Origin of the sequence: Virgibacillus sp. (assembly GCF_013393565.1) — a bacterium.
Taxonomy (GTDB): Bacteria; Bacillota; Bacilli; order Bacillales; family Amphibacillaceae; genus Virgibacillus; species Virgibacillus dokdonensis.
In genome coordinates this window covers 43,345-69,009 of sequence record NZ_JABXHF010000006.1, presented here as the reverse complement: position 1 = coordinate 69,009, position 25,665 = coordinate 43,345, and the positions used below count along the sequence as shown (strand labels likewise).

Below are 25,665 nucleotides of genomic sequence, written 5' to 3'. Positions count from 1 at the left end.
ATCATAGAAGTGAACCAATAACACAATTTATTCGTCTTCTGGGTACTTCTCAACGAGCAACAAACTTAGTGTTGCAATAGGTCCTATGAATAAAGACAGAACAAACCAATTGAACCCTGTACGATTCTTTCCTTGAGCTAATCCAGCATTAATTAGTGCTAATGTTCCCCAACCAACATAAAATTCTCTCTCCACATAAACTCCCCCCTACTACATTATTATTCTAGTATTCACTATATTAGCATTCCTTCTATTCTTTTTAAATGGATAAAATAGTGAAATCGCTGAAGTTCACTAGAAATTCGCCGGAGTTTTCACGAAAGTCGCTGAAGTTTACATTTTTTACGCCGAAGTTCACAACTTTTTCGCTGATGTTCACAATTTCCCCGGCAGAAATTCACACACGTGTGGCTGAAAGTTATTGGTGTAAATATTAACTACAACTTGCAATTTTCCATTCGCATTATCTTTATATCCGACTAAAACATATGGAGCGCTCCATTTTCCAGTAATCTCAGCACTCATTCACGCAACGTAAAAACAGGCTGGGTCGCTTCAAAAGCCTTTGTTTCTTCTTACACTATACACGCAAAAAATCTTATGCTTTCTTACACATAAAAAAACTGCTTCCATGAGGCACACTATATAAGTTAGACATTTCATCTAAGTTCTGTAGTGTAACTCAAAAAAGCAGTCGTTAATTTTTTTCTATAAATTCCGCTGGAACGAAGAATTCAATATGTTGTTGCAGGTTGGCAAATTCTCCCGGAAGCAATCCGCCATATTCCCCGTCAATATTTAATTGCATTTTTTCATCCGTTGTCACCTTGATATGTTTCGCCTTCACATAAATAACATGACTATCCTCTAAATGTGCTCCGCGCAATGCTAAAGTGGCAATGCGAATAAACTCGGCCAAATTCGTTTTTCTTAATATGATTAAGTCAAAATAACCGTCCTGCATATCAGCATCTGGTGCTAGTTTTTCAAAACCACCAACGGAATTTGTATTGGAAATAAGAAAAAGCATAATGTCTTCATCAATGACATTGCCATCATATTCAATTTTTGCTCTGGAAGGCTTCAGGGAAGGCAACATCTCAATCCCTTTCATATAATAAGCTAACTGCCCAAGCATCGTCTTTAGCTTGCTTGGCACTTCATAAGTCAGTTCAGTCAGTTTACCTCCACCAGCAATGTTCATAAAATAATGATCGTTTACTTTGCCGATATCTAAATACATCGATTGTCCAGCCACAATTACATCAACAGCTTTTTGGATATCCCGTGGAATATGTAACGCTCTAGCAAAATCATTCGTCGTCCCTACTGGTATAATTCCAAGTTTGGGACGATTCTCTCGCTCTGCTAAACCATTGATGACTTCATTGATCGTTCCATCTCCACCAGCAGCAATCACAAGGTCATGCCCTCGATCAACAGCTAATTGCGCAGCTTGAATGGCATCTCCTTCACAAGTCGTTGCGTGAGCAGATGCTTCATAACCGGCTACTTCTAGCTTTTCTAATACTGCAGGTAGCTCCTTTTTAAAGGCTTCTCTACCGGACGTAGGATTATAGATAATACGTGCTTTATTCATTGCTTTCCCTCCGCTTGGCACCAGTATACAGGACCTTCGTAACATTTATTAATGCCATTTCATTTTAAAAGACGCTTACAATAGCTTCGCTTATCGGTAAATCTTTATGGCTTAAGCCTTCGCTTTGTAATACGATAAACTCTAAAACTTTCATACTTCCCTATCGTGCATTCAAATTTCATTCATGACAAAAGCATGTGATTAGAAAAATTTAAAAATAGGAGCTCCACTATATGGCTTGTACAAAGATGGCTAATTACCACTTGCTTATGGTGAAGTTTTCCTACTTTCGTATCAGGCAAAGGCATCGTTTAAAAACCTAGAACCGTTATCCCCACTTATCTCTCTCCAACTTTAGGATTGGTAATATGATTTATTCTAATATATGATCAAACGCAGCTCATTAATAAGTCCAATCTTTATCATAGCCGTTTTCCAACATTTTGAGAAGAGCTGTTTAGGAAACTTTTTATGAACAATTATATGACAAACCTATCTTCACCAAAACTAGTTAAATAGCTCTTTTCTCAAATTAATTATTCTTTATAAAGAGGAATCTTCCATCCCGTGAGTAGGTTCTTTCGCCGCGGCTTGTGACCCTTCTCTCAACAAAGCCTGTTATCCTCTTCAACTTACAGGATATATTCTTAGAACGGAAGCCTTACAGCACTTTATGTACGTTAGAAGAAGGATTTTCTTTCTCTGTTATCTGCCCTTCCATGTATAAGCAAGCGCCTCCGTGGGCGTCTTACAGCACGATTTTCCATATATAAGTCTGGGCTATTCATTAATGTCTGAATAGCCCAGGTGCTAGCTTATCGTTTGTTGATTTCTTCTAATAAAATTTTATTAACCATTGGCGGGTTGGCTTGTCCTTTCGTAGCTTTCATCACTTGACCAACTAAGAAGCCAACCGCTTTATTTTTTCCATTTTTGTAATCAATAATGGACTGTTCATTTTCATCAAGCACTTTAGAAATAATCTCTTTCAACTGACCTTCATCAGAAATTTGCACGAGACCTTTCTCTTTGACAATCTTCTCTGGATCGCCGCCATGTTCAACTAGCTCTGCGAATACCTTCTTCGCGATCTTTGAAGAAATTGTACCATCAGCAATGAGCTGAATCATTTTGGCAAGTGCTTCTGGCGTAATCGCTAATTCATCTAGCTCTTTTAGGTGTTTATTCATATAAGCAGAAATCTCACCCATCAACCAGTTAGAAACTTGCTTCATATCTGCACCGTGAGCGATTGCTTCTTCAAAAAAATCAGCCATCTGTTTGGAATTGGTCATTACCGTAGCATCGTACTCTGGCAAGTCCAATTCTTCCATATAACGATTTTTACGCGCATCTGGGAGTTCAGGAATTTCCTTGCGAATGCGTTCCTTCCAAGCATCATCAATATAAAGCGGAACAAGATCCGGTTCTGGGAAATAACGATAATCATCCGAGCCTTCTTTCACACGCATAAGAATCGTTTCCTTCGTTTTTTCATCATAACGGCGTGTTTCTTGCAGAATTTCCCCTCCTGAAAGTAACTCTTTTTCCTGACGTTTTTCTTCAAATTCTAACCCTTTTTGTACGAAACTGAAAGAGTTTAAATTCTTTAGTTCCGTTTTTGTACCAAATTCTTCTTGTCCGATTGGTCGCAAAGAGATATTCGCATCGCAACGTAAAGAACCTTCCTGCATTTTCACATCAGATACACCAGTATATTGAATAATATTTTTTAGTTTTTCTAAATAAGCATAAGCTTCTTCTGGGGAGCGCATATCTGGTTCAGAAACAATTTCAATTAAAGGCGTTCCTTGACGATTAAAATCGACTAGAGAGTAACCATCTTCTCCATGGGTTAGCTTCCCAGCATCTTCTTCTAAGTGAAGACGAGTAATACCAATCCGCTTTTTCTTTCCATGTACTTCAATTTCAATCCAACCATTCTCACCAATGGGTTGATCAAATTGGGAAATTTGATACGCTTTTGGATTATCTGGATAGAAATAATTTTTTCGGTCAAATTTCGTATTTGTCGCAATGTCACAATTTAAAGCCATCGCTGCTTTCATCGCAAAGTTAACTGCTTCTTCATTTAGTACAGGTAATACACCTGGATAACCTAGGTCAATTGGGTTAACATTTGTATTCGGTGCTGTACCAAAAGCATTCACACTAGGACTGAAAATTTTTGACTGTGTCTTTAACTCAACATGTACCTCTAAGCCAATAATTGTTTCAAAGTTCATTATTTGGCACCTCCAAGCTGAGGGCTTTGTTTATGATGATCGGTCGCTTGTTCATACGCATGTGCTGTACGATAAACCGTTGCTTCGTCAAAGTGTTTTCCGATAATTTGCAAGCCAATTGGTAAACCTTCTTTTGCGAAACCACACGGAATAGAAATACCAGGGACGCCAGCTAAATTAACGGGAATCGTTAAAATATCATTTGCATACATCGTTAATGGATCGTCTACCTTTTCTCCAACTTTAAACGCTGGTGTAGGTGTTGTTGGACCAATAACAACATCGTAATCTTGGAAAATTTGCTCAAAATCTTGTTTGATTAAGGTACGTACTTTTTGCGCTTTTTTATAATACGCATCATAATACCCAGAGCTAAGAGCAAACGTACCAAGCATGATTCTGCGTTTTACTTCCTCACCAAAACCTTCGCTGCGTGATTTTTTGAACATATCAATCATATTATCTGCATTCTCCGAGCGAACGCCGTAACGAACCCCATCAAAGCGAGCAAGGTTAGCCGACGCCTCCGATGAAGATAACAAGTAATAAGTCGCAACAGCATATTTGGAATGTGGTAGGGAAACTTCTTCCCACGTAGCGCCTAAAGATTCATATACCTTTAATGCTTCCATGACCGACGCTTTTACCTCTGGAGCTACACCTTCACTTAAATATTCTTTCGGTACCGCAATTTTTAGTCCCTTTACATCATTTGTTAATGCTTCCGTATACGCAGGAACTTCTATATTTGCACTCGTTGAATCCATTGCATCGTGACCTGCAATTACTTCTAACACGCGAGCATTATCTTCTACTGTTCGTGTTAATGGTCCAATTTGGTCTAAAGAGGACGCAAAAGCGACTAAACCAAATCGGGATACTCTACCGTATGTTGGCTTTAATCCTACTACACCACAAAATGCAGCTGGTTGACGAATCGATCCACCTGTATCTGAGCCTAATGCGAATAACACTTCACCGGCAGCCACAGCCGCTGCGGAACCACCACTAGAGCCCCCAGGAACATAATCCGTATTCCAAGGATTACGTGTTGGTTCATAGCTTGAATTTTCATTTGATGAACCCATCGCAAATTCATCCATGTTTAATTTACCAATCGTAACTGCTTTTTGTTCGCTCAATTTTTGAACGACTGTTGCATTATATAAAGGATCATGGAAGTTATCCAAAAACTGACTCGCGCATGTCGTACGCAGCGATTTTGTTACGATATTATCCTTAATACCACTCGGCATTCCAAATAATGCAGCTGTTTTATCCGCTTGTTTGTCCAGTTCTTTTGCTTGGGCTTTCGCATTTTCTTCATTTAACGTTAAAAATGCATGAACCTCATCATCCACTTCATGAATGCGTTCATACGAAGCATTTACTAACTCTTCTACCGTAATTTCACCATTATGTACCTTTTCTTCTAACTGCTTGATCGTGTAATCAAATAGCGCCATGTTGTTCCCTCCTTACTCCAATATGGATGGTACACGGAAATGACCATCTTTGTGATCTGGAGCATTTTTCAGTGCTTCTTCTTGTGTAATCCATTGCTTTGGCTCATCTTTACGCATCACATTTTTTATATCAAGTACATGTGTCGTCGGTTCTACATTCGTTGTGTCCAGTTCATTGAGCTGTTCTGCGTAAGTAATGATAGAGCTTAAATGCTCCGTAAACATGGCAGCTTCTTCTTCTGTTACATGTAAACGCGCTAAATGGGCAACATGCTTCACTTGATCTTTTGATATTTTTTCCATTTATTTCCCTCCAAACTACATATATAGCTTGCACACTTCAAAGGTATGCATGATTTAAATTTACCATCGTACTTTCTTTCCAAGACGGCTTTTACCAACAACCGCTTTACAACTATAAAGTGACTTCGAGCATGGGAGATGTTGCTGGATCAGTCAAAACAAGAGCTAACAGCAACTAAATCCGGTTTTGTCCTATTAGAAAGCTTCGTTTTTTCTCCAAAGGACTTGGCGACAAGCCAAGTTTTTCTAAAAGCTCCTAATTTACGAATGAAAGAAAATCCTCCCTGTAGAAACGTGTAAAGCGAAAGGGCAACCATATATAGGATAATACAACGGCTACGTTTTTATTAAATATAAATGTTGCTTTTTGCTTAGCTAAAATTCACAATCTTCGTACGCAAATGAAACGTTCGTAACACTATTGATAATAGCAGAATACCCTATGACTAAGCAACTAAAGTAGAGTAGTACAGTTAGAATGAGTGCAATGGATACATATAGACCTGTAAGAAAAAGGTTCATAGCAAACTTTTTGGAGAATACAAGCTCGTTTTCCGATTTTTCATCTCCAACTCAAATAACAAGGTAAGCCATATGCCATGCATTGTTTCATCCATATGACTTACCTTATTTATTTTTTTGCATGAACGTGATTACGCTTTCAATTGCTTCACCGTTTCATCATAATCAGCAATAAGATCCTCATTTGGCTTTTGTAATAAACTAACTACAATCGTCGTAACTAAATTGAATAGAAACCCGGGAACAATTTCATACAGATCAAAAATCCCTCCAGATAAAAATTCTCCCCAAATAATGACCGTTGCAGCACCAACTACTATACCAGCAAGCGCACCATTACGTGTAATTCGACTCCAAAATAATGATAATAGAATAATAGGACCAAAAGCTGCACCAAACCCAGCCCACGCATAGCTAACTAATTCCAACACAGAGCTTTCAGGATTCAGGGCAATCATAAGTGCAATGAATGCAATAACTACCGTAGCAAGTCTACCAACCCATACGAGTTCCTTGTCTGTCGCTTGCTTGCGGAAAATAGCTTTATAAAAATCCTCCGCGACTGCCGAAGAAGACACAAGTAACTGGGAATCTATCGTACTCATAATAGCTGATAAAATAGCTGCTAATAAAATCCCAGCAACAACTGGATGAAATAGAATTTGCGAAAATGCAATGAAAATTTTCTCCGAATCGGCTAGCATTTGTATTCCATTTTCATTTACAACTTGAATACCAAATTCAGATAATATCGGCACTTCTTGGGTGCTTATAAATGCAAGTCCAACAAACCCTGTAAAAATAGCGCCATATAACCCGAGTACCATCCATGCAGTTCCAATAAATCTCGCTTTTGGGACATCTTTATGCGAGCGTAAAGCCATAAACCGAACTAATATATGTGGCTGACCAAAATACCCTAGACCCCATGCAACGGAAGAAATAATCGCCATTATCCCAACACCTTCCACCATATTTAAGTGAGAAGGATGAATCTCACCGACCGCTTGCACAGCCGCATTCCATCCTCCCATTTGTGTTAGCGCGACAATGGGAACTACTAGCAATGCAAGAAACATGAGTAACCCTTGCACAAAATCAGTCCAAGCTACAGCTAAGAAACCTCCTAATAATGTATAAGAAATAACAATAATGCCACCAATCCATAGTGCTGTTTCATACGAAAGTCCAAACGACGCTTCAAAGAGTTTTGCACCACCAACCATCCCAGATGAAGTGTAAAACGTAAAAAATAATAGAATGACTAACGCAGCAATCACACGTAAAATATGTGATTGATCTTTAAAACGATTTGCTAAAAAATCTGGAATTGTAATGGAATTATTACTAACTTCCGTATAAACACGTAACCTTTTTGCGACAAATTGCCAATTTAAATATGCACCAGTAGCAAGGCCAATCCCCATCCACGCCTCTGACATACCAGAAGCATAAATAGCCCCAGGCAGACCGAGTAGCAGCCAACCACTCATATCGGAAGCACCTGCACTTAGAGCAGCAACCCCTGGGCCTAACCCTCTACCCCCTAACACATAATCCGATAAATTATTCGTGCGATAGTACATCATAATACCAATAAGTAACATTCCTGCTAAATAAACAATAAATGTGATAAGCGTCGCTGTAGTCAATGGTTATTTTCTACCCTCTGTAAATAAAGTAATAAAAGAAAAAATAAGTATTACAGGCATAGAGACAAATAACCAAAACCAAGTCGCCCCCTGAATCGTGTATTCCATTTCTGTCTCCCCCCTTTGTTACTTTTACCTTTACAATATGCAAAACAACTTCCCAATACATCCAATATTCTTTTATAAAAGAATATTGTAATAATATAGTACCATTTTTGACAAAACTGTAAACAAACGGACACCTTATTTCGAGAATTTTCGACGGGGGTGAGCGAATTTGCAATGCACAGGAGCGACTCTTTGCGAGGGTGAGCGAGTTTGCGATGAACGGAAGCGAGTTCGGGACGAGCATGAGCGATTTACGAGCAACAGGAGCGAATTCAGAACAAGCATGAGCGATTTGCGAGGAACGGGAGCGGATTTCTTGCGAAGATGAGCGATTTTGCGCGTCGGTGGGGCGATTTTTACGCATGAGAACGACTTCCGACCGAAAGCAAGAGCGACTCGCACAACAGCTAAACAAAAAAATCCCAGAACGGGTTCCACGCCACTCTGGGAAAGATTCTATCATAATAGGGTAAAAAAGTTAAAATAGATTGAAAAGAATATAAATCAATTAAAACTATTCAATTTGGGCAGACATGAATTTTTTAGGATGGTTACTCCTTCCAGCATCATCTGAAAATTGCTGTTCAGTAAATAAAAATCCGCCAATTAGTAATGCCCCACATAGTATGGACATTATTCCTTTTTTCAATATATCCCCCCTTATTTAAGTTACATGTTGACAAATTCCTCATAGCTTAAGCTTGCTAACTTATAATATTGAACAGATTCTTTATACTTTCCCCATTCCTCTAAATGGTTAGCGAGTAATTTAGCAAAAAATACTAAATCACTATGCTCACCTGCTTGTTTAAGGTACGGTATAAATTCATCTGTTAATAACACTTTAAACTTACTAAATTCTTCATTTATTAAGTGTGTATACACTTTAATATTATAGTCATATAATTTATATAAATCTGAATACGTGACTTTTGATAATAATTCTTTAGCTTCTCGTAAAATTTGCTCTACTTTCTCATATTGTTTAACATGATAATATTCTTCAATTAAACAAGTATAAGTTGATAAAAGATGATCAGTATCTACATCTTTGTCCTCAATAGCTAACAAATAATTTTTGATTGCTTCTTCCGAATTTCCAGTAGACGAGTACAGGTAACCTAAATTTTGATGTGCTAAACTAATCACATCTTGGTTATCACACAGTTCGCCTAAATGTTTTGCTAATTGAAAGTTTTTAATTGCTTTTTCATATTTCTTAAACCTTTGGTAAGAGATGCCAAATAAAATATGGCATTGACCACAGCGATCAAAATTATATTCGCGTTGAAATACTTCCATTGCTTCTTGTGTATAATCCAAACACTCCAACTGTTGCCATAGTTGACTATGAGTAACAGCTAATCCATATTTCAGGTCAGCTATTTCCACCTCATTTAAATTGGCAAGCGGGATTTTTTCTTGGGCCTGCTTAAACAATTTCATCGCTTTAGCATGCTTGTCTTGAAGCGAATAATAACCACCCTTAAACTTGTACCAATAATATTCATGTTTTGGATTAAAAGAATCTACTAATTCATGTAGCTCATTAATTTTTGCTAGCGCTTTATTAAAATCACGTAAAACACTATAATAACGAATCTGATGTATTTCAAACATAATAAAGTTTTCATTAATACTTTGATTCATAATCACTTGCAATTCTTCATAACGGTCGGTCATTTCTTGTTTATCACAGTGGTCAAAGAGCATTTCATACCATTGTTGACATTTCTCTTCGATGTGGGAATTCGTTTCTTCTGCAAATTCAATTCCTAATCGATTACAAAGTAATTGAATGATTTCTGGGCTTGCCTTCGTCTTTTTATTTTCAATCTTGGATAAATAAGACAATGAAACGATTCCTTCCGACAATTCTTCTTGCGTCATTTGTCGCTTCGTTCGTTGTAATTTGATGAAAGGACCAACGTCTACCAAATTCCCACCCACCATCTCCAATAAATTTTTAAACTTTGTATAGTTTCATTATAACATAAATTCAGATAATTCATATTGGGAAAATGGTTCGTTTTTGCGGGGGTTACTACTGTAAAATAGACTGAAATCTTTCTTCTTTTTCTTCATTTAGGAAAGTCTGTGTTCTTGTTGTATAAAGTTGTAAAAAACAACGTAATAGGAAGTAATACTTTATGCGTAGAAAAAATTATATTGTCCGTCCATTGTTTACCTTCAAATTAAATTTTTTTAGGAAATAAGACCTTAAAAAAATGCACGTCATCAAACAAAAACTTTATGCAGCAAGCGTTTCTCCTAGTGTAAATTGAGAAGTAATCCACTTTCTTCTTTTTCCAATTTCCTTCAAATTACGGTGGCGCCGGGATACACGTTGTCTTTCATCAATCGTTAGTTACGAATACCTTCAACACAGAGGCTTCATCTTCTTATCTGGCAAACTGTTAAAAACCTGCATGGGAGAAACCTCTTCCATGCAGGTTTACCTTGGGTAATTTCATAAGAACCGTAATCGCTCGGATGGGGGACTAATCGTACACGACGAACTTTCTGTAATTCCCATTAAAGTGCTAACATTTATAATGAAAGCCACTTTAAGGTAAAGAAGAAGCAACAAAATCATCTTGTCTCACACAGGAGACGCCATTCTCCTATTAAGGAACACGAGATTTTTCATACAAAGCGGACTCTTCCTGTTTGTGAATATCCTTCAAAAGCTACCGCACGAGAAGGTCTATCATACAAAATGGCATGACTAAGCGCCATCTATTATACAGGAGTGCTTTTTCCGAACAATTATAAAATATTTACTGTTGGCTTTTTTGAACCAGGATTTCGATAAATGATACTTTCTAGTTTATCACTGGATGTTATTTTGACTTCTAAACCGTAATGGTCTGAAAACATTTCTTGGACTAATCCGTAAGCATATTGGGTAAAGCCAACTACTTCGCCTTTCCCATAAAACTCAATTGGGATCTCAAGCGTCATCTTTTGCAGTTCATCATTTACGTAGAATCCTTCACCGACAACACCGACATAATTCGGAAAATAACTAGCGATTTCCTTACCGAAATTCGTCACTAGTTCATGATCTTCAAAATAATCTTTTTTTCCTTCTTCTGACGGGAATAATACATACTTCTCTTTAATGGAGTCCCACTCCCCAACAGAAGAGCTGTCTGCTGGTATATTCGTTTTAGCGACAAAATTACCTGGAACAGGGGAAGATTGATCCTCTTCGCGATAAATTGCCATCATAATCGGAACATTTTCTAATCCTTCGATTTTACGTATATCTTCAAGAAGCTTATTAGCAATCTTATTTGCTTGTTTCATCATTTCTGATTTGCTAATATCCTCTTCGTACGTTGGACCACCCGTTTCCGTTTGAAATTGGTAGGTAGATTTCATCGCAATCCCGATCGAAACACCTGCTAGTGATACTGTATTATCGTCCTTTTTGACTAAATAATTTTGCTCTAGAATATGAGAAAGGTAGCGAGGATTCTCCCTATGATACTTCTCCGACCCTCCTTCTTTCTTCTTTGGATTCAATGCATCAATCCACTCTATAACTGTTTCTTCATCAATGTATTGCCCTTCTTGGAATAAATACTTTTTGGGATCAAACACCGATTTAGAATGTCGCCGTAAGCCCTCCTCCACTTCGTCTATATCAAGACGATTAGCAACTTGACTTACAATCACACCTCTGGCTTTACCTGGCTTAAACGGAATAATCATTTTATAGTTATCATCTGAAAGCTGATAGCTAGGAACAATCGCCTGCTCTTCATTTGAATTTGATTCTTTTTCCTGTAAAACTTCCTCTTCGTTCATATTGGGGGCGCAGCTCGTGAGCAGCAATAGTGCACCTATGAACCAAATCATTGTCTTTTTCACGATCCCACTCCCTCGTTTTTCATGACCTGCTCAAATTGAGATTCATCCCAAACTTCAACCCCAAGTTTTTCTGCTTTTGCTAACTTGGAACCTGCATCTACACCAGCAATGACTAAATCTGTCTTTTTACTGACGCTCCCAGTTACATTCCCACCTAAGTCTTCAATGAATTGTTTTGCTTCGGTGCGTGTATATATTTCCATTTTTCCTGTTAACACAACCGTTTTCCCGCTAAATGCACTTGTTTGAGCTGTTTCTGTAGGTTTTACGCCTAAATAAGACATATTAACACCAAGGCTACGCAATTCTTCTAAAAGATCCATCACTTGTTGTTCTTGAAAATATTGTACGATAGAGTCAGCCATTTTTTCGCCAATTTCATTAATTGCTACTAAATCATCATACGTTGCTTGTTGCAGCTTTTCCATCGTTTCAAATTCCATCGCTAATGTTTTGGCAGCCTTTGCTCCAACAAAACGAATGCCAAGACCAAATAATAATTTTTCCAGTGAATTTACTTTTGAAGCTTCAATCGCTTCTAATAAATTGGTAACTGATTTTTCTCCCATCCGTTCCAGTTTTAAAAGTTCTGTTCTTTCCAGACGGTAAATATCAGCAATTGTTTTCACCAAATCAGCTTGGAATAGCTGAACGATTACCTTTTCTCCAAGGCCATCAATATTCATAGCATTCCTAGATACAAAATGGATAAGCCCTTCTTTTAGTTGCGCAGGGCAATTTGGGTTAATACAACGTAAAGCAACCTCTTCCTCTAAACGGACTAATTCACTGCCACATGCAGAACACTCCTCCGGCATATGAAATTCTTGCTCTTCCCCTGTTCGTTCTTCTACCACAGCTCGAACTACTTTAGGAATAATATCTCCCGCTTTTTTAACCACGACCGTGTCGCCAATGCGAATATCCTGTTCCCGTATTAAATCTTCATTATGAAGAGAAGCACGTTGAACAGTTGTGCCAGCAACTTTTACTGGATTTAAAATCGCTGTCGGTGTAACTACACCTGTCCTACCAACGCTTAATTCAATATCTGTCAGTTTCGTTACGGCTTCCTCAGCCGGAAACTTATAAGCAATTGCCCAACGTGGACTTTTTGCAGTATAACCTAATTTTTCTTGCTGGTTAATGTCATCTACTTTAATAACAATCCCATCAATTTCATAATCTAGGTGTGGTCGTTCTGTCGTCCAATATTGCACATACGCCATCACTTCTTCTACGGAGTCACATTTTCTCCATTCTGGGTTAACCTTTAAACCTAATTCTTTTAACCGTTCTAACCGTTCACTATGTTTCGTTACATTGCTATTATCCCATTCGCCAACCCCATACAAAAAAATGTCGAGGTTTCGTTTCGCGGCAATTTTCGGATCAAGCTGGCGTAAAGAACCAGCCGCTGCGTTCCGCGGATTGGCAAATGGTTCTTCCCCTTTTGCTTCTCGTTCTTTGTTTAAAGCTAAAAAGGATTTATGTGGCATAAACGCTTCTCCACGTATTTCCAATGTTTCATTTTCTCTAATTGTTAATGGAATGCTACGGATTGTTCGTAAATTACTTGTAATATCTTCACCTATCGTTCCGTCACCACGTGTTGCTCCACGAACAAACTTGCCATCTTCGTATGTTAAAGAAACTGCTAATCCATCAATTTTTAACTCACAAACGAAGCTTATTGGCTCTTCCATTCCTTGACTCGCCCTTTTAACAAAATCGCGAATATCTTGTTCATTAAAAGCATTTGCCAAGCTAAGCATAGGAATACGGTGCTCCACTTTATGAAATTCTTCCAGCGGCTCTCCACCAACACGCTGTGTAGGAGAATCTGGCTCTTGAAACTCTGGATACGCTTCTTCTAGCTCACGAAGCTCGCGCATTTTTTGGTCATAAACCGCATCTTCCACAGATGGCTTATCGAGCACATGATACTCATAATTATATTGATTTAAAAGCGTCGTAAGCTGTTTTATTTTCTCTTGTGCTTGTTGTTTGTCCATCCAAGCACCTCCCTTATTGTTTCGTAATTGGTGCAAATTTTGCTAGTACACGTTTAATGCCGACTGGTGCAGGGAAAGCAATATCAAGCTCCATTGCTTCACCTTCTCCACTTACTTTTACAACCGTACCAACGCCCCATTTTTTATGGTTCGCTTTATCGCCAGATGACCACATTTCATTTTCAGCACCGGATGTTTTCTGCATTTGCTGTGCTTTACGCTTCATCGGTTGCGCTCTATTCGGCTTCGGTTCTGTACTTCTTCTGCCAAACATGGCATCGTTAGCTACTTCGATACCTGCTATTAATTCTTCCGGTATTTCATTAATAAACCGGCTAATAGGATTCATATTCGTTCGTCCAAACAAGGTTCGCATACGCGCATGGGTGAGATAAAGTTCTTTTTCAGCACGCGTAATACCGACATAAGCTAATCGACGTTCTTCTTCCATTTCTTCGTCATCAAACATGGATCGGCTATGCGGGAAAACATTTTCTTCCATACCGATCAAAAATACAACTGGAAATTCTAATCCTTTTGCTGCATGTAATGTCATTAATGTAATTTTAGCTTCTGCTTCTATTTCCTCTTCATCTACTTGATCAATATCAGCAATTAACGCTAAATCTGTCAAAAAGGCAACAAGTGTTTTATCTTCACTAGCTGCTTCAAAATCTTGCGTAACCGTCATGAATTCTTCTAAGTTTTCCAAACGGCTTTGTGCTTCGATAGATCGCTCATTTTTTAACATCGTTTCATAGCCGGTTCGCGTTAATACAGCCTCTACCATATCTGTAGCTGTTAAAAACTCTTGTTGTTGCGACAACGATTGAATGAGACTTGAAAATGCAGCAAGTGCGTTAGCTGCTTTTTTAGATACGCCCGTAAAATCGACTTCCTTCACTGCATCATTAAAAGAGATATCGTGAAGAGCAGCATATTCGCGCAAACGTTCCACCGACGTTTTCCCAATTCCTCGTTTCGGCACATTGACAACACGCTCAAAGCTTAAATCATCATTAGGATTGGCAATTAAGCGCAAGTAAGCAATAATGTCCTTAATTTCTTTGCGCTCATAGAATTTCGTACCGCCTACCATTTGATACGCCATATTCGATTTCACCAAGGTATCCTCAATAGCACGAGATTGTGCATTCGTTCGATATAGTATCGCCACATCACTTGGGGAGTATTCCCCTTCTCGAGTTAATTGCTGAATTTTTTCCGTGACAAATAAAGCTTCCTCTTGCTCCGTTGCACCTTGAAAGTAATGAATTTGTTTGCCTTCCTCATTTTCCGTCCATAGCTTTTTTGGCTTCCTGCTTGTGTTATTATCAATCACATGGTTCGCAGCAGCTAAAATAGACTTTGTCGAGCGGTAATTTTGTTCCAACATAATGGTTCTTGAGGTCGGATAATCCTTTTCAAAGGTTAGGATATTCGCAATATCAGCACCTCGCCAGCGGTAAATGGACTGATCGGAATCACCGACAACACATAAGTTTTGATAACGACTCGCTAGCATTTTTACAAGTGCATATTGCGCGTGGTTCGTATCTTGATACTCATCAACATGAATATATTGAAAACGGCGTTGGTAGTATTCCAACACTTCTGGTACACGTTTAAATAAATGAATGGTTTGCATAATCAAATCATCAAAATCAAGCGATTGGTTTTTTACAATCATCTTTTGATACGCTTCATATACTTGTCCTACTTGCCGTTCAAAAAAGTTACCTACGCGTTTATTATATTCTTCTGGTGTAATGAGTTCGTTTTTGGCAGCACTAATTTGACCAAGCATCGCCCTTGGTTCCGTTTTTTTCGGATCTATATTCAAATTTTTAAGCACTTGCTTGACGACCGATAGCTGATCACTGCTATCTAAAATAGTAAAGTTACTATTATAGCCAATGCGGTCAATGTCCCTACGTAAAATGCGTACACACATCGAGTGAAAAGTCGATACCCACATATACTCACTTTCAGGTCCAACTAACCTTTTCACACGTTCTTTCATTTCTCTAGCCGCTTTATTTGTAAATGTAATAGCTAGCACATTACGAGCAGAAACGTCCTTCTCTGCTAATAAATAAGCAATTCGATGCGTCAATACACGTGTCTTTCCACTTCCAGCACCAGCCATAATAAGGAGTGGGCCGTCTGTATGCATCACAGCTTCTCGCTGTTGTTGATTCAATCCTTTTAATAATGTTTCCTTTGTTTGACTCATTCTATCACCGCCTAACTGATTACTCTTTTACCGCAGAAACGGTTTGTAAAGCTTGCTTCATATTCGTATATATACTGTTGCCAACAACGATGACATCGGCGTTCTGTTTCATTTCCTTCGCTTGTGCAGCAGTTTCTATACCTCCACCGTAAAAAAGGGTGGCATGCTGTAACTGCGCTTTTACCTTGGCAACCAGAGCTGGATCGCCATATCTTCCGCTATACTCCAAGTAAAATATAGGCAAGTGAAATACTTTATCTACCATATACGCATAAGCAATGACATCTTCCTCATCTGGTAAATAACTATTCGTATAGGTAAATGCTTTTGCATCCTCGTTCAAAATGCAATACCCTTCAAAGAAAATTTCGCTAAACTCCATCATATCTACATAATCTTTAATGGCCTGATGTTGCATATCCATCATCCATTTTTTCTCTTTTGAATTAAGCACCATAGGAATATAATAATAATCAAATCCTGGCGTAATGGCATCCATGGATGATATTTCTAAAATACAAGGCACTGTATATCGACGAATGCGGGATAGTAAATCTAATACGCTGTCTAAGGTAATATTATCCGTACCACCAACGATAATTGCATCCGTACCAGACTCGCAGATTTTCTCTAAATCCTCATCCGTTATTTCTTTTGCTGGATCAAGCTTAAATATGTGTTCCCATTGTTTTAATAACGTATTCACGATTCAAATCCTCCATATTGTTTATCCGTTAGTTCATTATACCAAAAATCCTTTATGGAATGAACAAAGGCGCAAGCGCCCGTTTAGCAACGGAGTGGAACGAATCAACGAAAGTTTTAGGAATCATGCTCCTGCAACAGGAGTATGCCGGCGCCCTCCGGCAAGCCCGTCTTTAGTCGGCCTTCCTATTTAGAACGAACCGATGGTGACTTATCGTAGGGCGATTCGTGAAGTCGCCTAGTTGCTGGGTGTTGGAGCCGGACGGGGCTTATTCCGTTATTTGGTTATCCCATAGCATGAAATTTTTTATACTTACTTATCCTATTAGGAAAAAGGGGTGTTTTTTCCTAAAGTGCAATAAAAGACGCCACCAAAAAAATGGTGACGAATTTTTCTATACGATGATACCTATTTATCTTCCATTATCCGATCAAGCACGATTTTATAACCATCACTTCCGTAATTGATACATCTCCGTACTCGTGAAATAGTAGCCGTTGAAGCATTTGTCTTTTCTTCAATCGCATTATACGTAGCACCTTGTGTTAACATTTTAGCTACTTGCAGGCGCTGTGACAGCGATTGAATCTCAGACATTGTCGCTATGTCATCAAAAAAGTGGTAGCATTCTTCTTTATCTTTTAATGATAGGATAGCTTCAAATAGTTCATCTAAATGTTGTCCACGTAATTTATCAATTTGCACATCTCGGCCTCCTCCCCATTAATCACTTGATATCGTTACAATGTCTTGCAATCCAGGTTGTTGAGGAATAACATTAACCCATGTTTTCCCCGGAACAAACGGTACTTCCTTATTATTCTTTACAGGGATGATTCTGCCAGCTCGATTTTCCCATTGTATTTCTTGCATCACACCGTTTTGTAATAAATAAGCCTCACCGCCGGATTCTAAATCAATTGCGCGGCGTCCCTCTTGGTCAATTACTTGATGACTTGCTTCGATAATGAATACATTACTTATTTCAATTGGCTCTTCCGTATCCATTTCTACAGTTTGCTGCTCTCCATTATAGCGCTTATACGTTCCACTGTCCTCTTTAAATATATATTGTATCATTTCATTTGAATTATTTGCATAACTAACGGTAACCTTTGGTGCAGGAGAACCGGCAATTTCAGCATCCGTTTCAAGAAATGGCAATGATTCATATGTAGCAGTTACATCATACCCTTTTTCTTCCGCTATTTCATATATCGCATCGGTTTGTAAATACGAGTTATGAGGCGCTTTACGAAAAACCTCCCGTTTAAATAAGTTACCATCATTATCATAAAGCGAGCCGTTCAGATGGTCAATTCCTTTATCTTTCATCTTTTGATTAATAAAATCAGCAGCGCCGTGATGCACGTAAATAGCATTATACCCTTGGGCTAAATCAAAATAATACTCCCGCGCACTGCGAACAGGGCCAATAACATCAGGTAGCTCACTTTGGTAAAGCGCTAGAAACCGCGTAATGTTCCCTTCAGCTAGCATTTCGAAAACAATATCTGCTTGTGATAAACCCGTTTGCGGCCTTGCTTTTGGATGATTATTTACCATGACAGCAACCATTCTGTTATCTGTTGCTCCATCTGCAGAAAGACCTGTCAAAGCATATGCAGCATTTTTATCATCACCTTTTTCGTTGTCCTTCCCCACATCCTCTTCATCTTTACAACCTGCAATAAAAACAATTGCTATGATAACTACTAGGAATAAAACTTTTCGCATACTATTTCCTCCTTGGATTGCCTTTTCATATTGCATGCTCGACAGGGGGGTTATCAAATGCCCCCAATACGAGTAATGCGACTTCTTATCCTATAAAAAGTTTGGTCAGCGCTGTATTACACTTATTAGAAAAACTTGGCTTATCGCCAAGTCCTATGGCGGAAGCCACAGTTTTTCTTATACTATAAACCTTTAAACTTTTTTGCTTTCCTATAGTAATATGGACTACAGCGCTTACCACGGTACGTTTGTTTATGGCTTTTTCTAACTTTTAATACATAACAAACAAGCTGCCTCGTTTATTATACGCTAACACATCGTTGCAGGGAATAGGAGCTCCTTTTGCTTCACATCCATAATTCCCTGTGGTGTAATACGCACATAAGGTAAGTGCGTAGAGGATAAGAAAAATATCGAATACACAGGGTCAGAAAATGGATACCCAAATGATTGTAAAATCTGTTTTAATTCTTTTTCCTGTTTAATCAGTTCGTCCATCTCTCCAGCATACATCATCCCACCAAGTTGGAGTGGAATTTCTAATAATATTTCTCCATGATGGACAATAACAATCCCCCCGCCTAACTCTTTTACACGTTTACCAGCAAGTAACAAATCACTTTTTCTTTTTCCAATAAATACAAAATCGCCAGACACAGAATAAGAGCTCGCAATAGCACCTAATTCATTCGTAAATCCTCGTAAAGTCGTATTCACACGCCATTTGCCATGTCGATCAAGTAAAATTAAAAAGGAATCCGTTGTTTCGGCAGGAAGTTCTTCAACGGTTATATCCACTTCAATTGGATATGGCGTCATAATCACATCGTTGACCATTTCCAAACCAATTGGAACGGAAAATTGTAATTCTTTATAGCTTATTTCCCAATCTAAATCTAGTGGCTTGATGTGATATTTTGACCACGGGATTTGGGCTTGCATTTTTTGCTGTTCGCCATGTTTTACAATCCATTTTCCTTTTGACAGCACACTCTCTGGATGAGGATTATCTTTTTCTGTTAAAATATTAATATGGGCAAATCGACCAGGCGCAATGCTTCCTAGCTGTTCTTCCATTCGTAAATGCTTAGCAGCGTAGAAACTGCCCATTAAATAAGCTTCTTCAATAGGTATTCCTTTTTTTATAGCAATGTTGATACACTGATTAATAAGCCCTGTTTCATAAAAAGCAGGTGTCGCTCCATCTGTTGTAAAGGTTAAATTTTCAAAGGATGTCAACCCTGCTGCAAGCATCTCCTCTATCAAATTTGGTAAATCGGGGCGTATCGATGAATATCGCAAGCCTACATGATAGCCTAGTCGTAGACGTCGTAAAATCTCCTCTCCAGAAATCGATTCATGATCCGCATTAACACCAAGTAGTTTCATTTTTGTTAAGGTCCGTTCAGAAGCGCCCGGGAAATGTCCTTCCACAGGTTTACGCTGATTTTTCGTTTCTTGAATCCAATATAATAAAATATCGTCACCTGCTAGGAGATCTGGCCAGGAAGTGAGTTCACCACCCTGAACTACCGCAGGATGTTTTACCCACGATAAAACATCTTCTGTCTGAAATAAACCATGCTCCCCCTGCAACTCCGTCTGCGGATCAAATCGAGCCCACCAATACATAGACACAGGGTGCTTGCTAAACTCCTCCAAAATCGAAAACGCTTTCTTTTTGTTTAACATAAATAACCATAATAAATTGTCATTGATTAATGTTGTTGTGCCTGTTTTAGCTGCGTGCAATGCCAATTGTTCCGGATTATACAATTGAAAGGGGTGGGCATGCGGCTCAATATAACCTGAAACGATATACTTCCCTGTACAGTCTACAACCTCTGTATCGTGTAAATTATCTGGCATTTGCTCCCCCACATAAACAATCCGATCTTCATACATCCAAATATTGGATTCTACCCATTGTTTCGTATACGCATTCAAGTAAGTCGCGTTTTCCAGCACGATCGTTGGAGCTACTTCTCCATCGACGACTCTGACATGCTGCCTCATCTCACGGTTCCTCCAATAAAATCCATTTCGTAACATGAACATCTCCCCCATAAACGTAACATTTGCTTTTATTATCTGAAGTTTCAATGCGTGGTTTTTTAAACACCAGGCAGTATAATTTCATCTGTTGTAAATCAATAAGTTATTTAAGTGTTTGAACTTTCTGCATGAAGATAAGATTTTTCAAAAAACCTTGGCTTGTCGTTCCATCTTCAAAGTAAAAGTCTTCTTTTTGCTTATACGATTAGAACAACTTGGCTTATCGCTACGTCTTGGCGAAAGCCTTTGCTTTTCTATAGTATAAAAAAAGGACACACGCTTTCTTGTACATTAACATGTATCTAGTATAGGAACAAGTAAAAAGGAAAAAAATACCATGATTCATTGATAACGCCTTACTTTCGGTTGATGTTAGCTTAAATAACTACTTCTAAATTTTTGACAGATACGTACGTCTTTAACTGACGAACGTCTCACCTTACACAAAGATGGTTAACTGCACTTCATTTTACCATATTTTCACATGCTATATTGTTTCAATTTTGTAAACGTTCATTATTATTTAAGTGTTGTAATAAAATAGCATTAGGCATAAAGCGCAGAAAGAATACCCAAAGTCTTTCTGATGAAAAACACTCGTCGTTTTGCTTATACTATAAAATAATGAATCTTACCTTTCCTATAGTGAAAAGAAAAAGGAAAAGGCTCCACCATCATTTACGATGTGTGGAGCCTTTTTCAACATGATTAGCAAGTTATAGGCACGCATTTATTTTGCAATGTCCGTTCGATAAAAGAATTCATCTCTATCTTTGAACACTTGGAGAGGCTCATAAGCAAACGAAGCCGCTTCATCAAGGGTATCCGCTACAGCTGCCGATACTAAAATACGACCACCATTTGTCACCATCCGTTCACCAATTTGTTTTGTGCCTGCATGGACAATCTCCGCAGCCGTAGCTGGCAATGCGGGAATGTCTATTCCTTTTTCATACTCATTTGGATAACCACTAGCAGCTACGACGACACCGACACAAGCTTTTTGCTCCCATTCAAGCTTCGGATCAATACCGTCTATTACATCTACACATACTTGTGCTAAATCATTTTTTAACAATGGCAAAACAACTTGTGTTTCTGGATCACCGAATCGAGTGTTAAATTCAATCACTTTTAGGCCAGTTTCCGTTTTCATGAGTCCTGCATAAAGCACACCGATAAATGGCCTTCCTTCTTCTATAAGTCCGTTCACTGTAGGCTGTAAAACATGTTTATACGTATAGTCCAAGTCTGCTTGTGTTACGTCTGGCACTGGCGCAAAAGCACCCATTCCGCCAGTATTCGGTCCTTGATCAAAATCAAATGCGCGTTTATGATCACGAGCAGGAACCATCGGATACACTTGGTCGTTATAAACAAAAGCCATTAAGGAGAATTCTTTTCCTTGTAAAAATTCTTCAATAACAATGGTTGTCCCTGCATCGGCAAATGTTTTTTCGACTAACATTTCTTCTACAGCGGCAAATGCAGCTTGTTTCGTTTCAGCTACAACAACTCCCTTACCAGCAGCAAGCCCGTCCGCTTTAATGACAATAGGCACTCCTTTTAATTCAATATATGCTTTTGCTTTATCCACATCTGTAAATGTTTCGTGAACAGCAGTTGGTATATGATACTTGTCCATAAATTGTTTCGCAAATTGCTTGCTTCCTTCAAGGATAGCAGCTTCTTGTGTTGGAGCAAAGATACGTAACCCTTCTCTTTGAAAAGCGTTCGCAATGCCTTTATTTAATGGATTTTCGGGGCCGACAATCGTTAAATCAATTGCCTTTTCCTTAGCAAAATCGATTAACCCTTGGGTATCCATTTCATCAATAGAGACACAAGTAGCTTGCTCTACCATCCCGCCATTTCCTGGAGCTACATATAATTGAGTAACCTGTCCACTTTCTCTTAATTTCATTACAATACTATGCTCTCTACCACCACGACCAATGACTAGAATGTTCATGAAACGAAAAGCTCCTCTCTAAATTAATGTTTGAAATGACGTATGCCCGTAAAAATCATTGCAATCCCATATTGGTTACAAACATCAATGGAATCTTGATCGCGCTTAGAACCGCCTGGCTGAATAATAGCAGTAATTCCTGCTTTCGCAGCGGCTTCCACTGTGTCTGGCATAGGGAAAAATGCATCCGAAGCCATAACTGCTCCTACTGCATGCTCTTTCGCTTGCTCAATAGCAATGTTTGCAGCGCCAACTCGATTCATTTGTCCTGCACCAATACCGACCGTTCGATTCTCTTTTGCCAACACAATCGCATTGGATTTCACATGTTTGACTGCCTTCCACGCAAAGAGTAATTGCTCCTTCTCTTTTTCCGTGGGCTCTCGTTTCGTAGCAACAGTAACATCGGAGGCTGTAATTTGTTCCTCATCTTTCGTTTGAATTAACATACCACCAACAACCGATGTATATTTGTTTTCGATTACTTTATTTACTTGTCGAGGCAATTTCATAAGACGAATATTTTTCTTTTCAGTTAATATTCGCAGTGCTTCTTCTGTAAAGCCTGGTGCGATTACAATTTCTAAAAAGATGTCGCTTAACTGCAGCGCCGTCTCCTTATCCACTATTTGATTGCAAGCAACAATTCCCCCAAATATGGAAACAGGATCTGCCGCATACGCATGTGCAAATGCTTTTGCAAGCGTATCTGCTGTCCCAATTCCACATGGGTTCATATGTTTTACCGCGACAGCTGTAGGTGCGTTGTAATCTGCCAAAATCTCTAAAGCCGCATTCGCATCTTGGATGTTGTTATAGGAAAGCTCCTTCCCATGCAATTGTTCACTTGTAGCCAATCCTTGCTGTTTCGTAACCGGTTGCTTATAAAAAGCGGCTGCTTGATGTGGATTTTCTCCATAACGTAGCGTCTGTACCTTTTCATATGTAATCGTATAATGATCTGGAAATGCTTCTCCAGTGCTTTCTGTAAAGTAAGAGGCAATAAGTGCATCATATGCTGCTGTATGTTGGAATACTTTCGCAGCTAACTGCTGACGTTGTTCTAACGTAACTTCACCAGTTTGCAATGCTTGGAGTACGCTTTCGTAATCGGTTGGATCAACAACCACGGTTACCGCCTGATAGTTTTTAGCCGCTGCTCGCAACATCGAAGGACCACCAATATCAATATTTTCAATGATTTCCTCATGAGAAGCTGCTTTGTTCGTTACCGTCTCCTTAAAGGGGTAAAGGTTAACAACAACAAGATCAATTGGCGTAATAGCATTCACTTCAAGCTCTTTCAGATGTGCTTTGTTCCCCCGTTTTGCGAGTAATCCACCATGAATGTTTGGGTGCAATGTTTTAACCCGACCATCTAATATTTCTGGAAAAGCAGTTATATCTTCCACAGCAGTTGCTGGAATATGAGCTGCTTGTAATATATGGAGCGTTCCACCTGTTGAAATAATCTCATATCCTGCCTGGACTAATTCATTTGCAAACGATGTAATTCCTTCTTTGTCATATACACTTATTAATGCTCGTTTTTTCATAGTTCTCCCTCATTTTGTACTAATTGTTTAATTATTTTTGGATATAGCTTATGCTCGACTTGCTGGATGCGTTTTGTTAATGAACGAATCGTATCATCTGGATACATATCGACTGTTTGTTGAGCGATGATCGGTCCTGTATCAATACCTTCATCGATAAAATGAATGGTTACCCCTGTTTTATCCACTTTCGCTGCAAAAGCTTGCGTAATCGCATCTTTCCCAGGGAAATCGGGCAACAACGAAGGGTGGATATTCACGATTTTACCTTGATACGCATGTAGTAAATAGGAACCTACAATACGCATATATCCTGCTAAAAAAATCCACTGGACACGCGCTTTTTTTAATACAGTCACCAATTCTCTTTCATATGCTTCTTTCGTGGCATATTGCTTCGGGTCGAACTGATAGACAGGAATTTGATGTTGCCTTGCTTTTTCTATGACGGCTGCCTCAGGTCTGTCACAGATTAATAAAATGATCTCACAAGCCAAGTCACTTTCGTCAAGCATGGCTTGAAAATTGCTTCCTGTCCCTGAAGCAAATACCGCTGCTTTCACCCGACTCATAAACGTATGTGCACTCCTTTTTGTTCCATCACCGAACCAATAATAGATGCCTTCTCCCCTGCAGTTTCTAAGTGATCCATAACTTCTGACACATGCTGTTTTGCAACTACGATTGCCATCCCAATTCCCATATTAAACACACCGAACATTTCCTCTGTCGCAATCTTTCCTTGTTGTTGTAAAAACGGAAAAATTTCTGGTATGTCCCACGCCTTAGTATCAATATCCACTCCTAGATTTTCTGGTACCATGCGTGGGAAGTTTTCGTAAAAACCTCCACCTGTAATATGAGCTACACCTTTTATATACCCTGTTTTTAAAACACTTTGTATCGACTTCGCATAAATACGTGTTGGCGTAAGTAATGCTTCTCCTAGAGGTTCACTTAAACTATAAGATTGATCAAAAGCTAAATCGGCCGTTAATTTACGCACGAGCGAATAGCCATTAGAATGTATACCACTTGATAGCAATCCAATAATAGCGTCTCCGGATTGGATGTTTTCTCCCGTAATGAGTTCTTTTTTCTCGGCAATGCCAACGGTAAAGCCAGCTAAATCATATTCACCAGCTTGATACATCCCTGGCATTTCAGCTGTCTCTCCACCGATTAAAGCTGCATCTGCCTGAACACAACCTTCTGCAATCCCAGCTACAATTTGTTCCATTTGCTTCGGATCATTTTTTCCACAAGCAATATAATCGAGAAAAAAGAGTGGTTTTGCCCCTTGAGCAACAATATCATTGACGCACATCGCCACAACATCAATTCCGATGGTATGATGCTGATCCATGGCAAACGCGAGCTTCAATTTTGTACCTACTCCATCTGTTCCTGATACAAGTACTGGTTGTTCGTAAGAAAAGCCCGAAAGATCAAACAGGCCGGCAAATGCTCCAATTTCAGCTAGCACTTCCTTTTTTTTCGTTCGCTGGATATGCTTTTTCATTCGTTCCACAGCTTCATAGCCTTTCTCAACGTCTACACCAGCTTGTTTATATACATTTGCCACTATGGTCACTTCTCCTTCTCTATCATC

At 38.9% G+C, this 25,665-nt stretch carries 19 protein-coding genes; all 19 read right to left on the bottom strand.

Going from position 1 to position 25,665, the window contains the following annotated elements; translation table 11 throughout:
* Window positions 1-27: 27 nt before the first annotated feature.
* The 19 genes from HLX49_RS02540 to purM all read right to left on the bottom strand — a co-directional run bounded on the left by HLX49_RS02540 (window position 28) and on the right by purM (window position 25,638).
* Window positions 28-195: a hypothetical protein gene (locus HLX49_RS02540; RefSeq protein WP_296360718.1), complete on the bottom strand. Its 168-nt coding sequence runs from the start codon at window positions 193-195 to the stop codon at window positions 28-30.
* A gap of 502 nt (window positions 196-697) precedes the next feature.
* On the bottom strand, window positions 698-1,600 hold the full coding sequence (locus HLX49_RS02535) for a diacylglycerol kinase (protein ID WP_296360717.1): 903 nt from the start codon (window positions 1,598-1,600) through the stop codon (window positions 698-700).
* 815 nt (window positions 1,601-2,415) lie between these two features.
* The gene (gene gatB, locus HLX49_RS02530; protein ID WP_296360716.1) at window positions 2,416-3,846 is read right to left on the bottom strand and encodes an Asp-tRNA(Asn)/Glu-tRNA(Gln) amidotransferase subunit GatB; all 1,431 of its coding nucleotides are present in this window, start codon (window positions 3,844-3,846) and stop codon (window positions 2,416-2,418) included.
* Window positions 3,846-5,312, bottom strand: coding sequence for an Asp-tRNA(Asn)/Glu-tRNA(Gln) amidotransferase subunit GatA (gene gatA / locus HLX49_RS02525; protein ID WP_296360715.1), 1,467 nt, complete (start codon window positions 5,310-5,312; stop codon window positions 3,846-3,848). Before gatA ends, gatB begins: the two co-directional genes overlap by 1 nt.
* 12 nt (window positions 5,313-5,324) lie before the next feature.
* Window positions 5,325-5,615 carry an Asp-tRNA(Asn)/Glu-tRNA(Gln) amidotransferase subunit GatC gene (gene gatC, locus HLX49_RS02520; RefSeq protein WP_296360714.1) on the bottom strand — a complete coding sequence of 97 codons (291 nt, stop codon included), beginning with the start codon at window positions 5,613-5,615 and terminating at the stop codon, window positions 5,325-5,327.
* Window positions 5,616-6,268: 653 nt separating this feature from the next.
* Window positions 6,269-7,789 (bottom strand): sodium/proline symporter PutP, encoded by a 1,521-nt coding sequence (putP, locus tag HLX49_RS02515; RefSeq protein WP_077702626.1) that lies wholly within the window; start codon window positions 7,787-7,789, stop codon window positions 6,269-6,271.
* Between the two features lie 622 nt (window positions 7,790-8,411).
* A complete protein-coding gene (locus HLX49_RS02510; RefSeq protein ID WP_257790341.1) occupies window positions 8,412-8,546 on the bottom strand; it encodes a hypothetical protein in 135 nt (44 codons plus the stop codon).
* Window positions 8,547-8,566: 20 nt separating this feature from the next.
* Window positions 8,567-9,835 carry a helix-turn-helix domain-containing protein gene (locus HLX49_RS02505; protein ID WP_164085457.1) on the bottom strand — a complete coding sequence of 423 codons (1,269 nt, stop codon included), beginning with the start codon at window positions 9,833-9,835 and terminating at the stop codon, window positions 8,567-8,569.
* 831 nt (window positions 9,836-10,666) lie between these two features.
* On the bottom strand, window positions 10,667-11,776 hold the full coding sequence (locus HLX49_RS02500) for a CamS family sex pheromone protein (RefSeq protein ID WP_077702623.1): 1,110 nt from the start codon (window positions 11,774-11,776) through the stop codon (window positions 10,667-10,669).
* Complete coding sequence (gene ligA / locus HLX49_RS02495; protein WP_296360713.1) at window positions 11,773-13,791, bottom strand: NAD-dependent DNA ligase LigA; 2,019 nt, start codon at window positions 13,789-13,791, stop codon at window positions 11,773-11,775. Before ligA ends, HLX49_RS02500 begins: the two co-directional genes overlap by 4 nt.
* Before the next feature lie 13 nt (window positions 13,792-13,804).
* Window positions 13,805-16,027, bottom strand: coding sequence for a DNA helicase PcrA (gene pcrA, locus HLX49_RS02490; protein WP_296360712.1), 2,223 nt, complete (start codon window positions 16,025-16,027; stop codon window positions 13,805-13,807).
* 19 nt (window positions 16,028-16,046) lie between these two features.
* Window positions 16,047-16,733 (bottom strand): heptaprenylglyceryl phosphate synthase, encoded by a 687-nt coding sequence (pcrB, locus tag HLX49_RS02485; protein ID WP_141130684.1) that lies wholly within the window; start codon window positions 16,731-16,733, stop codon window positions 16,047-16,049.
* Between the two features lie 408 nt (window positions 16,734-17,141).
* Window positions 17,142-17,438: a YerC/YecD family TrpR-related protein gene (locus HLX49_RS02480; RefSeq protein ID WP_077702619.1), complete on the bottom strand. Its 297-nt coding sequence runs from the start codon at window positions 17,436-17,438 to the stop codon at window positions 17,142-17,144.
* An 18-nt stretch (window positions 17,439-17,456) separates the two neighbouring features.
* Window positions 17,457-18,470, bottom strand: coding sequence for a DUF3048 domain-containing protein (locus HLX49_RS02475; protein ID WP_296360711.1), 1,014 nt, complete (start codon window positions 18,468-18,470; stop codon window positions 17,457-17,459).
* Window positions 18,471-18,779: 309 nt separating this feature from the next.
* A complete protein-coding gene (locus HLX49_RS02470; RefSeq protein WP_296360710.1) occupies window positions 18,780-20,522 on the bottom strand; it encodes an adenine deaminase C-terminal domain-containing protein in 1,743 nt (580 codons plus the stop codon).
* A 733-nt stretch (window positions 20,523-21,255) separates the two neighbouring features.
* Window positions 21,256-22,497, bottom strand: a complete 1,242-nt coding sequence (gene purD, locus HLX49_RS02465; protein WP_296360709.1) for a phosphoribosylamine--glycine ligase — start codon at window positions 22,495-22,497, stop codon at window positions 21,256-21,258.
* A gap of 23 nt (window positions 22,498-22,520) precedes the next feature.
* Window positions 22,521-24,053 (bottom strand): bifunctional phosphoribosylaminoimidazolecarboxamide formyltransferase/IMP cyclohydrolase, encoded by a 1,533-nt coding sequence (purH, locus tag HLX49_RS02460; protein WP_296360708.1) that lies wholly within the window; start codon window positions 24,051-24,053, stop codon window positions 22,521-22,523.
* Window positions 24,050-24,625 (bottom strand): phosphoribosylglycinamide formyltransferase, encoded by a 576-nt coding sequence (gene purN / locus HLX49_RS02455; protein WP_101933475.1) that lies wholly within the window; start codon window positions 24,623-24,625, stop codon window positions 24,050-24,052. Before purN ends, purH begins: the two co-directional genes overlap by 4 nt.
* Window positions 24,622-25,638: a phosphoribosylformylglycinamidine cyclo-ligase gene (gene purM / locus HLX49_RS02450; RefSeq protein WP_101933474.1), complete on the bottom strand. Its 1,017-nt coding sequence runs from the start codon at window positions 25,636-25,638 to the stop codon at window positions 24,622-24,624. The genes purN and purM overlap by 4 nt, the downstream gene beginning before the upstream one ends.
* Window positions 25,639-25,665 lie beyond the last annotated feature (27 nt).

Bases quoted from the DNA above. Each gene is read 5' to 3' on its own strand.
- HLX49_RS02535 (WP_296360717.1), bottom strand. From the start codon at position 1,600: ATGAATAAAGCACGTATTATCTATAATCCTACGTCCGGTAGAGAAGCC.
- gatB (WP_296360716.1), bottom strand. From the start codon at position 3,846: ATGAACTTTGAAACAATTATTGGCTTAGAGGTACATGTTGAGTTAAAG.
- gatA (WP_296360715.1), bottom strand. From the start codon at position 5,312: ATGGCGCTATTTGATTACACGATCAAGCAGTTAGAAGAAAAGGTACAT.
- gatC (WP_296360714.1), bottom strand. From the start codon at position 5,615: ATGGAAAAAATATCAAAAGATCAAGTGAAGCATGTTGCCCATTTAGCG.
- ligA (WP_296360713.1), bottom strand. From the start codon at position 13,791: ATGGACAAACAACAAGCACAAGAGAAAATAAAACAGCTTACGACGCTT.
- pcrA (WP_296360712.1), bottom strand. From the start codon at position 16,027: ATGAGTCAAACAAAGGAAACATTATTAAAAGGATTGAATCAACAACAG.
- HLX49_RS02475 (WP_296360711.1), bottom strand. From the start codon at position 18,470: ATGCGAAAAGTTTTATTCCTAGTAGTTATCATAGCAATTGTTTTTATT.
- HLX49_RS02470 (WP_296360710.1), bottom strand. From the start codon at position 20,522: ATGTTACGAAATGGATTTTATTGGAGGAACCGTGAGATGAGGCAGCAT.
- purD (WP_296360709.1), bottom strand. From the start codon at position 22,497: ATGAACATTCTAGTCATTGGTCGTGGTGGTAGAGAGCATAGTATTGTA.
- purH (WP_296360708.1), bottom strand. From the start codon at position 24,053: ATGAAAAAACGAGCATTAATAAGTGTATATGACAAAGAAGGAATTACA.
- purN (WP_101933475.1), bottom strand. From the start codon at position 24,625: ATGAGTCGGGTGAAAGCAGCGGTATTTGCTTCAGGGACAGGAAGCAAT.